Here is a 13,599-nt window from a genome sequence, read left to right as displayed (position 1 = left end):
CGCAATTTTATTCGACTTTTGGTTAGCTTGTGATAATTAATATTTGTGTAGAAGAGACAGACTTCATCCATGCAGGTATCTAGCGCTTTTATTAAAGTAAACGGAGATCGCGTTTGCTAAACATAGTCATGGATCCCGTATTCGCAGGTTTCATGTTCTTGCTTTTTTGGGCAACAAGGTTTGCAGGCTCTGCAAGTTTAAATGCTCACCCTCAAAATTTTGTTTATGAACAGGATTTAAAGGCAGAACGATGGCTTAATCAAAGGAAAGTAAGCCATGGCCAAATTTTTCATCGAAACCAGCCGCACCTAAGTCTTGGCTTGATTGAATTAATGTTTGCATAAAATGTTGACCATCGTTGGCTTTGGCACAAGCCACTTGGGCACTAACCCAAGGTGTCGCAATTGATGTACCGCTTTCAGCGCCAAAATGATTAGGTAGCCTAGCGGTTATTGTGTTCACCCCGTAACTTGCAAAGTCCACTTGTGGGCCGCGATTTGCCCAACGATACAAAGCCCCTGAGTGATCGATGGCGGTAACACCAATAACGTCAGGGTAGGCGGCGGGGTACATAGGGGGCGCACTGGGTCCTTCATTGCCAACGGCTGCCACAATAGTTATACCTTGTTGATTAATATTGGCTATGGCTTGTTGCAGCAATAGGTTGTCTGGTCCGGCAAGACTGAGATTGATAACCGATACCTGCTCAGCAGCGACCCAATTCAACCCTGCCAAGAGTTGCATCAAACTGGAACCTTGGCGGTACTGGGTTTGTTGATAAAACACACTGGCAGCGTATAACCTTGCTTTATTTAGCGAGCTATTAATATTCGGGTGCTGGCTAACTAAAATGGCGGCGACTGCTGTACCATGCGCTTTAGGTTGAGGTAAATCGTTTGGTATAAAGTTTTTAGTTTGTATTTGGCTGTGTTCAAAGGCTGGGTGTGACACATCTACCGCGGTATCTAACATGCCTATTTTTACTGAATGAGCACATTTTTTTTGCGGTTTAACGGTATTTGTCTGCGGCGTTTTTTTTGCTTGTGGCGAGATAACTGGCTCTGCTGATTGCGCAAAGTAAACATGATTGCGGTCGACGGTATGACTCAACTCGGTTGGTAAGTGTTGAGTCAGCGCAGCATACGAGTCCAACTTCTCGGGAACTTGTATGGTGATGACTCGCATTTTAATGGATAACAAGGCTTGCTGTTCAAGCACTTGGATTTTATGTTGCTGAGCCCACTGTTGAAATAAACTAAATTGGTGCTCGGCGAGTGTAATTAACCACTGTCTTTGTATTGCATGCCAACCGTTCTCAACCTCGACCTCAGTCCATAAGGTTTTGCCTAAGGTGTTTTTTACGTCTATTTTTTGCGGTAGGGAAGTAACGGGCGTTATTACACTTTTAATGGGTTCAAGCAAATTTAACTGGTTATCAAGTTCGGTTGGTTTTGATACTTGTTGGCTAATTTTATCTAGGGTGGGTTCAATATCCTGACTGATTATATCAGTTAATGTGCCATTTAAGTTTGTCGGCAGGCCAAGCGCAGTCTGGATAGCGCTTAGTATTAACAAAATGGAAAAAATTAAGTGGTTGGTACGCATTTTAGTCCCCTATTATACCTTTATTATAATAACGATCCGCCAACTTAATCATTCCTTAAATTTTTTTAACTTTTTATGGAATAAATGACTAACTCAATCGTTAACCTAATAACAGACAAAATTGAGAGAGATTTATATGAAACAAGAGCTAACCCGTATAGTACCAATGATTAGGCGATTTGCTTATTCATTGACCGGTAGTTACGCCGATGCGGATGATTTATTGCAATCGACTGTAGAAAAAATCCTGTCGAAACCCGTACCTGAAGATGCTGAGTTAAGCCAATGGGCGTTTCGTATTTGTCGTAATTTGTGGATTGATGAATTCAGAGCTCGCAAAATTCGCCAGCACGATCAAATAGAAGAAACCGAGGTCGATTCGACTGATTTAGCGCCAGAGCAAACACATCAAAGTTCAGCGAATGTGAAACAGATCCATGCGGCGATGGATGTATTACCCGCTGATCAGCGCTCAATTATTTCCTTAGTGGCAATACAAGGCATGTCGTATAAAGAAGTGGCTAGTACCTTGTCAGTACCGGTGGGCACTGTGATGAGTCGTCTTGCGCGGGCACGTGCCAGCTTAAGCCAATATTTAAAGCATCAATTAGGAGAAGCCAGTTATGAATAAGCAATTTGAAATAAATGACGAGGTGTTATCGGCTTTTCTTGATGCCGAATTACCTGAAGAACAAATGCAACAAGTGCGTGACCGATTAGCAGAAGATGATGAATTAGCGATGCGCTTGGCTGATTTATCTATGGTGGATGAGCTTATTGTTGAACAGTACAACAAGATCAATCAACGGCCGTTGTCAAGTGGTGTGCAAGCGTTGTTAGACCAAGCTGAGACAAATCAACAAGAGCAGTCATCAAACAATGTCGTGCAGTTAAGTTTATGGCAAAAAGCCCAGCGCCAATTGAAACAACCCATGGCAATTGCTGCGAGTGTGGCATTAGTGGCAGGTATAGGTTTAGCCAATGTCATGATGCCAGCCCAGACTAGCCAGTGGGCGCAAGTGGAGCAATTGTTACACAAGCAACTGAGTGGTGAGCAAGTGGCTTTAAATAATGGTGATAGTTTTGTCGCTAAGCTGAGTTTTATTAATCATCAAGGCGACTATTGCCGTCAATACGATTTACAAACTCAAGTATTGGAACAGCATATTGCTTGTCATATTAATCAAAAATGGCAGTTAATGTCGAGCGCTTATCAAACACAGCAAGCGGGTCAAGTTTATCAAACAGCCACATCATCTAATGTTATTCGTCAACAAATTGAGCAAATGGCATCGGGTGAATTTTTAGATAAACAGGACGAAAAACAGGCGATTGAGCAGCTTTGGCAAGACAATCATTAAAGCAATTGAAGTGAGTGAGGAATTAATCATGAATATTTTATTAGCTCGTAAATATACTTTGTTATTAATTGTTAGCGCCGTGTTGTTAGCTGGGTGTGCTAGTAAGCCGGCCTATCGTGCTGCTAGCCACGGTGGCTATGGTTATCAAGAAAGTGTGATTAGTGAAGACAGATATCGCGTTAGTTTTAAAACGCGCGGCGATAAAAAAATGATGGCTATGGATTTTGCGACTTTACGTGCCGCTGAGTTAACCCAGCAGCAAGGCTATGATTGGTTTATTATCGTTTCGCGTGACAGCATGGTTAATAAAACCACGAACAATCAAGCTAAAACTAGTTTTGGCACTAGCCGAGAGTATACAACAACGCGTAGCTGTGGCTTGTTAGGTTGTAAAACAACGACACACCCAACGACGCGAACTGAGTTAGGGATGAGTTTTGGTGACGAACACAGTGAAGTGCAAAGTATTATTGAAATTAAAATGGGTAAAGGCGTAAGGCCAGAAAATGTAGACAGTTACAATGCGCAAGAGGTTAAGCGTAATGTTTATCAGCAATACGCAATACAATCTGAAGGTATCGCTGGTGAGCCTCAGTGATGTAGCCAGTAATACAGCCAGTGATAAAGAAAAAGGGGCTGATAGCCCCCTTTTTAAATGGTTAAAACAAAGTGGTTAGAATCCAAAACCAATTTGTACTGCACCACCTAATGTATCGTTATCGCCAGCGACAACCGCTAAATCAATATTAAACACATCAAACGGCGATAAGCCTAAACCAACAGACACAGTGTCATCATACGTGCCTTCTAAATCGTGACGGTAGCCACCGCGGATCTGTAAGAAGTTAAATGCGTCTAGCTCTAAACCAAAACGGGCAAACTGCACATCTTGACGGCTTGAGAAGTCTTGAGCGGCTGTTGCATCAACATCTAACGATAGCTGCGCCCAGCTATTTTTATAACCGACACCTAAGCTTAATTGAGGTTCGATTGTTACTGGCTTGTCACCCACCACTTCATACTCACTTTCAATGGCATTCTTTAATACGGCACCAAAATTCCAGCGTTTGTAGGCAGTTTGTATGCCTAAATCTAAGTTGAAGTTGCTATCTTCCGCTGTGTATTGGTCAGCGTCAAAATCATCTTCATCAAAATTATTAATGCTCTCGTTGTAGATGATGGTTTCAACAGTTTGGTATTTAGGTGCAATACCGACGCTAATCACTTGTGTACCGACTTTAAACTTAGTCGCAAAATTTAAACCGATTTCGGCGATAGCTGCGCCGGTAGCGATCATGCGAGAGTCTAAATCGTCTTCACTAAATTGACCGTTATTTTGCACGATGCGATCGATCGCTTCACTATCTAGTGATTCGTATTCAGGTGTTAAGGTTAAGGCCGCGTTACCGCGAATAAATAAGTTAGTTGCCACATATTTGTTAGGGATAGCAAACTCGACTGACAAACCGGCGTCGACAAACATGGTGTCGCCACTCATATCGGTTAATTGTTGGTCAAGTTGTTTAATTAAGTCGATTTCTTGTTGTGTATCTATGGTTTGTCCATCCAATCGGTCGATTAAATCAACAATCGCATCGGCTTGATCAACTAATTCATCAGGATCACTGCCAATGGCGCCAATATTCAAGTTTAAGTTAAAGTCGTCAGACGCATCATAGTTGCTACCTAGGGCTGGGTTAAGCGCAGTGCCGTAGCTGAAATCTGAAACCGCTAAGCCAGAGCCTGACATAGCTAAGCTTTTGGCGTTGAAACTTTCTGTTGCAAAGGACGTGGCTGAAGCTGCCAATATGGCAAGGGCTAAACTGGTTTTTAGTAAACGCATTTTTTGGTTATCCTTAAATGTGATTTTTAATATGTTGAAGGCGGTGTCTGGCTATTCATTGCCATTTGGCCGCAGGCGACACTTGGGTCTGTCCAGTGTGTGTTTGCTAAGTCACTGAATTATCAAGAGTATAGAACTGTTAATTGTCACTAACCAAGCCTAAAATAGACTTTAGCTGAGAATTTTTTAACTTATTCTCATAACTAACAGAAATTAGCCTCGAGTTTGTTAAATTTAAATTTCAACTAAGGATTGAAATATATGAAAACGAAAATTTTATTTTTTGTTTTATTGTTATGCAGTAACGTGGCCGTTACCGCAAAGCCATTATCGGAGCAAGACCTGCAAACTTGGATGCAAGTAGCACCACAGTTGCAAGCAACTTTTGAAAAACATCAGGCACGTTTAGCTCACTATGATTTGGATTTTGACAAAGGACAGGCAGAGGCGTTAGGGCAAAAAGCCAAAGGTATCTTACAAAAAGAAGGCTTGCTCAATGAGTTTACATCGGCATTACAGGGCAAAATGACGGTTGATGAGTTTTTTGTTTTACAAATTCGGGTGACGCGGGCAATTAAGGAAGTCACGCAAGCAATGGCAGCCGGCGCTATACCCAATGATTTACAGCGCAATATTGCAGAGAACATAGTCGACTTAGAAAAAACGCAAGGGCTGACTGCCCAACAAAAAGCCATGTTGCGTAAGCAAATGGAGTCGTTATTTGCAGCGACACAAAAGCAAGCGCAAGTAAAACCTTTATCTGCTGATGGGCAATTGGTGAAAAAGCATCTATCAACTATTCAAGCAAAGCTGGCCAAGCAGCCTTAATTTTATGGGCGGCAGATCGGGAATTCTGATCTCATTAGGCGCTGGCTTGTAAATTGATTAATAAATTTACCATGCGTTTGGCTTGTTGTTGCGCTATGGGTTTGGCGCGCATGTCTTGCAGTTGTTGCAGCTTGTCTTGCCATTTGCCAATCATATCTTGCGGCTGGTTGGCGTCAATGCGTAATTGTTCGCTAGTACTGTCCTGTGCATTGAAAACTTGCTCACCAAAAAAGCTTAAGGTCGCATACTCCTGCGAATTAATGACATTGTGCTGATATAAATGTTCAGTTAATGAATCGAGTTGATTTTGACTAATTTTAGTTAAGTTAATGCCTTGCATGATTTCACTGGCATTTTGGCGGATCAGTTCGGCTTCAAAACTAATATTAACCACACTCGCCGTATTAATTTTTTGTTCGGCTTGTGCCTGATTGTTTTTTTTAGCCTGAGTTTTTTCAATCGCTTGGTTTTGTTGCTCAGCAAGGTTATCGGCACTTTTATGCTGTGACACCTGGCTGTAATTAGCGAGCATATCGGAAACTTGCAAACGGACCTCGCAAAAAATTGACACTTTTCATTTATTTTATTTTGCTCTGCAAATATTAGGCCTGAATAATCGCCAACAAAAAGTACCTCGTAATTTGCATGGATTAATCTTGGTTTTATACGCTTAAATTGATTGATTCGCTAAATCAATTTGATTAGATTATGTCATCAATCCTTACTTATTCTTGTTTGCTTTATGCCATTAGCACCCGAGCTTGACTCATTGAGTTACCCGCAAAAACAGCGCTTAGCCTTTATTGATTTTTGTTTGTTATTTAGAGGCTATGTTAGTCGTCATGATATTACCCAGCGTTTTGAAATGGGCTTGGCCAATGCGACCCGAGATTTAGCCTTATACCGCCAATTTCGACCCGATAACTGCGAATACACCCCAGCAAAAATCTATGAACAAACCAAACAGTTTACGCCGCTGTTTAGTCATGATCCGCGTAAAACCTTGATTAAATTAGCTAATGATATTTCTGATGGATACGACGCAATTAACGATGTTGAGTTTCCGGTGCAATCGCCTTCGTTGTTGAATGTGCCTGACATATTTGTTGTAGCTCGTTTGGTGCAAGCTATTTTAAACGGCAAAGCGGTTAATGTTATTTATACCTCGCTTTCTAGCGGTTCGACTACGCGTGAATTAGTGCCGCATGCTATTGTGGATAATGGTTTGCGTTGGCACGTTCGTGCTTTTGACCGCAAGTCGCAATCGTTTCGTGATTTTGTCTTAACCCGTATTAGTAAAGTGACACTGATCGACAGTGAGCCGCAGCGTGAGGAAGATAAGCTCGAAGATCATCAATGGATGCGTATGATGACAATGCACTTAGTTGCCCACCCGAAAAACGTGCAACACCCCACGGCAATTGAAATGGATTATGGCATGACGGATGGGGTGTTGGAGTTAAATGTAAGAGCGGCGCTCGCCGGTTACTTGCTGCGCCGTTGGAATGTCGATTGCACTGAAAGCGCCAGCTTGCGTGGCGCTGAGTATCAACTTTGGTTACGTAATCAGCAAACTTTATATGGTGCTGAAAATTTAGCTATAGCTCCAGGTTATAAAAGTCATGGGTGATAAAAGGAAAAACTAGCGCCAAAATAAAACACAAAGCGGTTTAGGTACAGCTTGTACTTGGCCGCGTTGAAATTGCAATAAGCCAGACACGGGATCAACTGTAAATAGTGACAAGCTGTTCGACGCCAAACCGGCACTGACCAACCATTGTCCCGTGTTATCTAATGCAAAATTACGTGGTTCAGCTCCTCTGACTGATTCGTTTGCAATACGCTTAATCTGACCATTGTCGCTGACTTTAAAAATACTGATTGAATCATGGCCGCGATTGGCGGTGTAGATTAATTGGCCATTAGCATGTACGCGGATCTCGGATGCGGAGTGACGGCTGGCGGTACGCCAATCTGCTTCATCTATTGTTGCTTGGTCATCCTGGATAGCGGTCAAGGTACCTTGTTGCGCGTCATAGGCAAAAACAGATACTGTCATGGCTAGCTCATTTAGCAAGTAAACAAAATTGCCATCCTTAGAAAACTTCATGTGGCGCGGGCCGCTGCCCTTTTTGACTTGAGAAAAGCCATGCGCTTGTAATTGTCCTTGTTCTGTTACTTGATAAATAACAATTTGGTCTTGGCCAAGGTCGGGAATAAAAACAAATCTGCCATCTGGTGAATAACCTACCCAATGTGGCCGAGCCGGTTTGGTTTTTTTACTACCTTGTTGCTTAACGGCTTGGTGATGAATTAATTGGCTGCGCGGCTTGATTTGACCATCTGCTGCTAATGGAAACACGCTAACTGAGCCAGTACGATATTGCACTGTGGTCAGCCACTTTCCGCTAGGGTGTACGGCCAAATGCGTGCCTGCGGTTTGCCCGTCATTAATGGCTTGGCTGTTTAGCATGCTGAGTTGACCATTTTTATGCTTGGTAAAACCCATAACCACGGCTTCGTTGTGATTGGCCACTGCATATAAAATAGCTTTAGTGGGATGCTGGGTTAAAAAGCCGACATGATTAACATCTGCCACCTTTTGTGGTTTTGCTAGGCGATTTTTTTGGCCATTAATGGTAAGTCGATATATGCCATTGTCGCCTGATGCAACATAAAATTCGTTTTGTTGCGCACTGGCACTTGGCAATTGGATTAGCAATAGCCAAGCTGAAAGCAAAGATAAGATGAGTTTCTGCATAAAGGTTTATTTAAGTGTTTTGAGTTGTGGCTTATCTGATAGTAAATCCCTTGAAACGCAAAGAACTTTTACATTTTTTTGCGGTTAATTTCCTGCTGATTTTATCTGTCATATTTTCGCCTTGTTAAATGATTAGACTGAGCGAATGGATAAAATAAAGTCTGACAAGTTGTTGTTTATCAATGCGCTTACCTCCTGTTTTTGCAAAGTTATCGTCGCACCTGCGTATTTTGGGCTTATTGCCAACAAACAAAACTAAACTACACCAAGCTAACGTCACTTTAGTTAGCAATGAAGTTGTGCATCAGGTGGCGCCTGAGTACTTATCTTTTGCTATTGATATATCTGTTGTTGTCGGTGGCTATTGGTGGGAAGGCAGCCAAGGCGTACGAAAAGGCTTAGGGACCTTGCGCGTGCCACCACTGGATTTACGTAATAAAAAATTAGACAGGTTAGTACAAGCTTTGGGGCAATCTTATGTGCGAGTTGGTGGTTCGGAAGCCGATAAAATTTTTTATTTTAATTCGCCAACGGATAATGAGCATGCGCTTGTACTGACCAAAACAATGTGGGACCAGCTACATCAATTTATTCAGCGTAACCAGCTTAAGTTCGTATTTACCTGCAAATATGGTTTGTTTAGTCGCAAAGAACACGGAGATTGGCAGGGCGATGAAGTGCAGCAGTTACTGCAGTATTCTATTGATCAAGGTTATCAAATTGATGTTTGTGAGTTAGGCAATGAGTTGAATGCATATTGGGCGTTTCATGGCGTTCGCTCACAACCGGGTGGGAAAAATTTAGCGCAGGATTATGCAACCTTTGCTGAGCAGATTAAGTGTTATTACCCGCAAGTGAAAATTATGGGCCCCGGCAGTGCTTATTGGCCTAAATTGGGTGAAACGCTGGCACCCCTTTCGAATTTAACCAAAAAGTTTCTCGCGGCGCTCAGTTTTAACATAGATATTATCGATTGGCATTACTACCCGTTTCAAAGTAAGCGTTCACCACTTCGTACTCGTACAGCTAATTTAAGAACTTTACTATCGCCTAAGTCATTTTCTGATTTCGACAAATACAGCGCTAAACTGAAAGCTTGGCGTGATACTTATCAACCACAAGCAGAATTCTGGACAGGTGAAACGGGCTCGGCGCAATGTGGCGGTCAACCGCAATTATCAGACCGATTTGCTTCATGCTTTTGGTGGGCAGATCAATTAGGTAGAGGTGCGGCTCATGGTCAAAAAGTCATGATCCGCCAAAGTTTAATTGGCGGCGACTATGGCATGATCAATCGACTAACCACTAAGCCAAGGCCGGATTATTGGGTGAGTTGGTTATGGGTAAGGTTAATGGGGCAGGGAGTTTTCGAGGTTAAAACCAATGTGCCTCGCGTGCGGGTATATTGCCATCAACACCCAGATGGCAATCATAAAACCCTAATGCTGATTAATTTAATTAATCGTCCCGTTGAGATTGAGCTAACGGGGTTTGCTGAGTTACAGCAAGCTTTTTCAGTGACAGCAAATAAAATTACCTCCAAAAAAGTCCTGATCAACGGCATTAAACCCAGATTTAAAAAAGGCAAAGTGCGTTTAGAAGACTTTCAGGTAAAGACCCAAACGAACCCAGAAATACCTGCGTTAAGTATTAATTTTTGGTGTTTTTCATAGCTTAAAGTTAATTGAATCATTACCTGTATTACCGCTTGAAAAATAGTCCAGTTCCTAAAACACTGTTTATACCCGTAAACAATCTATGGTGTATATTTACGTTAGGTAGCTAATTGGAACGGGTCAAAACAATGAGTTTAGAGCGATTGCGACTCTTTGCTGAACTGGCTAAACGCGGCAGTTATACTAAAACGGCGGAATCGCTAGGTGTGTCAAAAGCTTTTTTGTCAAAGCAAATACGGGAATTAGAGCAAGAGCTGAATACCCAGCTTATTATTCGTAATACACGAAATATGCGTTTAACCTCCAGCGGCGAGGTGTTATTTGAACAAGCCAATAAGTTAACAACCTTTTGGCAAGACACGAAAAAACTATTGGATGTGTCAGACGATTGTTTGTCAGGGATCGTACGATTTACCGCACCGACTGCTTTGATGAAATACAAGCTATTGCCTGTCGTTAACCAATTGCTTAAGGAATATCCCGATATTGGTGTTGTCAGCGACACCGGTAACCAAACACATAATTTAGTTGATACGTCCTATGATTTTGCAGTGCGTATTACTAATACCCCACCGCAAGATATGGTCGCGGTTAAGCTGCTTACCTTTGATTATGCCTGTTGCGCGACACCTGAGTTTATTGCGCATTATTCGCTACCCACGCATCCTAATCATTTACTTGAGTTACCTTGCATTTCTTTACCTTACTGGAAAAACTGGCTGTTTATTGATCAGCAAGAAGCAATCGAAGTCAGATTAGAAAGCCGTGTACAGTTCTCCGACAATGAACTGCTAAAGCAGAGTGTTTTAGCTTCACATGGCATTAGCCGATTGCCGCGCTACATGATTGAGCAAGAACTAGTTGATGGCCGGCTTGTGGAAGTATTGGCGGATTATACTGGCGAACAGCGCGACGTTTACTTACTTTATCCGCAGGCCTTGCGACGTCCAGAGCGGGTGAAATTACTCATGAATCGTTTTAAGACTGAATTGAGTACAGGGCACACTCAGGTTTGATTGCTGAGCAATCGCGTTTTGGTAGTGTTGATTTAACAAATCTAGGGTGCTGTTAAGTGCGCCTTTACATTGCTGTTGGCACAAGTAAGCATTTTGGGCGTATGTTGCTTTTAATGTTTCGTTAGCCATTAAGCTGTTTAATTGATTGGCTAGTTGCTGACTATTCTGCACACGGAGCAGTGCTTGTGCTTGCTGTAAAATGTTAAAGCTTTCGGCAAAATTAAAGGTGTGTGTGCCGGTTAAAATGACTTTGTGCTGACAGGCAGCTTCAAATGGGTTATGGCCGCCACGTTCTACTAAACTACCGCCTATGAATACCATATCGGCTAGGCAGATATAGCTCATCATTTCACCCAGCGTATCACCAATTAGCACTTGGGTATTTAAGTTAAGGCTTCCCTTAAGTGACGATTTAACTTGAGTGATAAAGCTTTGTTGGCTTAATTGACTAACTGATCCGAAACGCTCGGGGTGGCGAGGCACCAAAACCAGTAACGCATTGGGGTGGCTGTTTAGTAGTGTTTTGTGTGCAGCTAAGATCTGTTCTTCTTCTCCTTTATGGGTGCTTGCCGCTAACCATACAGGACGTTGTATATTAAGTTTTTGCTGTAGTTGTTTGGCTGCTTGCTGTTGGCTTGTTGCAAATTGCGTATCAAATTTTAAATTGCCGATCACATTAATGCTTGCTGCATCGCAACCTAATTCCATAAAGCGTGTTGCATCAGCATCGAATTGCGCCAACACTAAATCGACTTGTTTGAGCATGGTGCGGGTTAATGGCCCTAAGCGCGCATAGCCTTTAGCTGATTTGTCAGACATTCTGGCATTGATGACAACAACCTGACCGCCGTACCGTTTGACGTTGAAGATTAAATTGGGCCACAGTTCGGTTTCCATTAGCACCAACATAGCGGGTTCTAACTTACAAATAAAGCGGCGTTGAATAATGGGTAAGTCATAGGGTAAATAGCAATGGTAAACACGGTTGCCAAAGGTTTTTTGGATTTGTTCAGAGCCGGTTGGCGTTGTGCTGGTCAGTAATACTGGTGTAGTGGGATTGGCTTGTTGAAAGGCTTTGATTAATGGTGTTGCTGAAATGGTTTCGCCCAAAGAAGCTAAATGGAAAATAACGCAGCCTTTAGGAATGTCTATAACCCCATTACCTTTGCGTTCATCTAATCTTGCGCCATATGCCGGAGATTTTTTGGCTTTGCGTTTTAGTTTTAAAATGATTAACGGCAGTAAAACACGCAGTAGTTGATTATATAGAAAATGAACCATGATCAGTTAACCTTGCTTAGTACGTCAAACAGGGTCGCAATTAAACATGATTAAATCATGTCGGCATTATTACGCTTCAGTTAAACTGTGACATTGTCATAAAAGTGACCTTAATTTCAGTTAACGTGCTGCCAGTTTCAGATTAGTTATTAGATTAGGTTATCGTGGTTGTGAGTACTAAGGCCCCGCAGCATATTCTCATTATTCGTCTTAGTGCTATTGGTGACGTGATTATGGCATCAGCCATCATTCCCGCCATTAAACGTACCTATCCACAAGCTAAAATCAGTTGGTTGGTTGAACCAGTCGCCGCTGATTTATTGGCAGAAAACCCGCTCATCGACAACATTATTCATCTACCACGTAACGAATGGCGAACCTTGCGTAAACAACGTCAATATATCCCGTATTTAAAGTCGCAATTGGTTTTTGCTAAACGACTCAGAGAGCATAAGTTTGATTGGGTACTCGACATGCAGGGATTGGTTAAAAGTGGTATTTGGGCCAAAGTTTGCCGCGCCGAGCGCCGTATTAGTTTGGGGGGTAAGGAAGGTAGCCACTTGTTGGTGAATGAGGTTGTGCCCCGCATTGCAGATGCCCCACGCATTGGCTCTGAGTATTTGGATTTAGCACATTACGTTGATCTAAAAGTCGCTGATTTTTCCATGTCTGTGCCTTTTAATCGAGATACCCAGCAAAGCGCTCAAACCATGTTGAGCGCAGCCGGTGTAAAAGGGCGCTATATTGCGATTAGCCCGTTTACCACTCGAGCGCAAAAACATTGGATTACCCAATATTGGTTTGAACTGGCGCAGTTTTTACATCAAAAATATGTTTTGCCGATCGTGATTTTAGGTGGGCCGCAAGACAAACAACAAGCTGAGGCTATGCTAAAGCAGATGCCGAAGTCTACGGTTAACTTGGCCGGACAAACTCGCTTGTTACAAGCGGCAGCGATTATTCAACAGGCGAGTGTGTTAATTGGCGTTGATACGGGGTTGACGCATTTAGGTATTTCGCAAAAAACACCGACTATTGCAATATTTGGTTCAACCTTACCTTATTCTGATACCAGTCAGCCTAATGCGCATGTGCTTCACCATAAAATGCCATGTTCACCTTGTCGTCGTCATCCAACTTGTGGTGCCAAGTTTGATTGTATGCGCGCAATTCAACCCCAAGATGTTTTTGCTCTGACTGAGCAGTGGCTAAAAATAGGAGGTTAATT

13 protein-coding genes are annotated in these 13,599 nt (G+C 42.4%); 8 read left to right on the top strand and 5 right to left on the bottom strand.

Features of this window, described 5'->3' with window-relative positions:
• Positions 1 to 255: 255 nt before the first annotated feature.
• Positions 256 to 1,605, bottom strand: coding sequence for a S8 family serine peptidase (locus tag C2869_RS18435; protein ID WP_108604333.1), 1,350 nt, complete (start codon positions 1,603 to 1,605; stop codon positions 256 to 258).
• Positions 1,606 to 1,741: 136 nt separating this feature from the next.
• Between C2869_RS18435 and C2869_RS18430 the strand changes: the two genes are divergently transcribed.
• Genes C2869_RS18430 through C2869_RS18420 form a run of 3 tightly spaced genes read left to right on the top strand, consistent with a single transcriptional unit; the run spans position 1,742 to position 3,564 of the window.
• The gene (locus tag C2869_RS18430) at positions 1,742 to 2,236 is read left to right on the top strand and encodes an RNA polymerase sigma factor (RefSeq protein WP_108604332.1); all 495 of its coding nucleotides are present in this window, start codon (positions 1,742 to 1,744) and stop codon (positions 2,234 to 2,236) included.
• Positions 2,229 to 2,966, top strand: a complete 738-nt coding sequence (locus C2869_RS18425) for a hypothetical protein (protein WP_108604331.1) — start codon at positions 2,229 to 2,231, stop codon at positions 2,964 to 2,966. Before C2869_RS18430 ends, C2869_RS18425 begins: the two co-directional genes overlap by 8 nt.
• A gap of 28 nt (positions 2,967 to 2,994) precedes the next feature.
• On the top strand, positions 2,995 to 3,564 hold the full coding sequence (locus tag C2869_RS18420) for a CC0125/CC1285 family lipoprotein (protein ID WP_108604330.1): 570 nt from the start codon (positions 2,995 to 2,997) through the stop codon (positions 3,562 to 3,564).
• A gap of 75 nt (positions 3,565 to 3,639) precedes the next feature.
• On the opposite strand, the gene C2869_RS18415 is transcribed toward C2869_RS18420, so the two are convergent.
• Positions 3,640 to 4,809 (bottom strand): conjugal transfer protein TraF, encoded by a 1,170-nt coding sequence (locus tag C2869_RS18415; RefSeq protein WP_108604329.1) that lies wholly within the window; start codon positions 4,807 to 4,809, stop codon positions 3,640 to 3,642.
• A gap of 261 nt (positions 4,810 to 5,070) precedes the next feature.
• Here C2869_RS18415 and C2869_RS18410 point away from each other — a divergent pair, with 261 nt between their 5' ends.
• Positions 5,071 to 5,637: a hypothetical protein gene (locus tag C2869_RS18410; RefSeq protein WP_108604328.1), complete on the top strand. Its 567-nt coding sequence runs from the start codon at positions 5,071 to 5,073 to the stop codon at positions 5,635 to 5,637.
• Positions 5,638 to 5,671: 34 nt separating this feature from the next.
• Here the strand turns inward: C2869_RS18410 and C2869_RS18405 are convergent, their stop codons facing one another.
• Positions 5,672 to 6,169 (bottom strand): hypothetical protein, encoded by a 498-nt coding sequence (locus tag C2869_RS18405; protein ID WP_108604327.1) that lies wholly within the window; start codon positions 6,167 to 6,169, stop codon positions 5,672 to 5,674.
• 210 nt (positions 6,170 to 6,379) lie between these two features.
• On the opposite strand from C2869_RS18405, the gene C2869_RS18400 reads away from it, so the two are divergent.
• Positions 6,380 to 7,267, top strand: coding sequence for a WYL domain-containing protein (locus C2869_RS18400; RefSeq protein ID WP_108604326.1), 888 nt, complete (start codon positions 6,380 to 6,382; stop codon positions 7,265 to 7,267).
• Positions 7,268 to 7,279: 12 nt separating this feature from the next.
• Here C2869_RS18400 and C2869_RS18395 read toward each other — a convergent pair whose 3' ends face one another.
• A complete protein-coding gene (locus tag C2869_RS18395; protein WP_108604325.1) occupies positions 7,280 to 8,398 on the bottom strand; it encodes a lactonase family protein in 1,119 nt (372 codons plus the stop codon).
• 182 nt (positions 8,399 to 8,580) lie between these two features.
• On the opposite strand from C2869_RS18395, the gene C2869_RS18390 reads away from it, so the two are divergent.
• Positions 8,581 to 10,071, top strand: a complete 1,491-nt coding sequence (locus C2869_RS18390; protein ID WP_108604324.1) for a glycosyl hydrolase family 79 N-terminal domain-containing protein — start codon at positions 8,581 to 8,583, stop codon at positions 10,069 to 10,071.
• 131 nt (positions 10,072 to 10,202) lie between these two features.
• Positions 10,203 to 11,090, top strand: a complete 888-nt coding sequence (locus C2869_RS18385; protein WP_108604323.1) for a LysR family transcriptional regulator — start codon at positions 10,203 to 10,205, stop codon at positions 11,088 to 11,090.
• On the opposite strand, the gene waaA is transcribed toward C2869_RS18385, so the two are convergent.
• Entirely contained in the window at positions 11,037 to 12,371 is a 1,335-nt protein-coding gene (waaA, locus tag C2869_RS18380) for a lipid IV(A) 3-deoxy-D-manno-octulosonic acid transferase (RefSeq protein WP_108604322.1), read from the bottom strand. The genes C2869_RS18385 and waaA overlap by 54 nt on opposite strands.
• Positions 12,372 to 12,541: 170 nt before the next feature.
• Between waaA and C2869_RS18375 the strand changes: the two genes are divergently transcribed.
• Positions 12,542 to 13,597 carry a glycosyltransferase family 9 protein gene (locus tag C2869_RS18375; protein ID WP_159084231.1) on the top strand — a complete coding sequence of 352 codons (1,056 nt, stop codon included), beginning with the start codon at positions 12,542 to 12,544 and terminating at the stop codon, positions 13,595 to 13,597.
• Positions 13,598 to 13,599 lie beyond the last annotated feature (2 nt).

Origin of the sequence: Saccharobesus litoralis (assembly GCF_003063625.1) — a bacterium.
Lineage (GTDB): Bacteria > Pseudomonadota > Gammaproteobacteria > Enterobacterales > Alteromonadaceae > Saccharobesus > Saccharobesus litoralis.
This window is presented reverse-complemented; position numbering and strand designations above follow the sequence as displayed.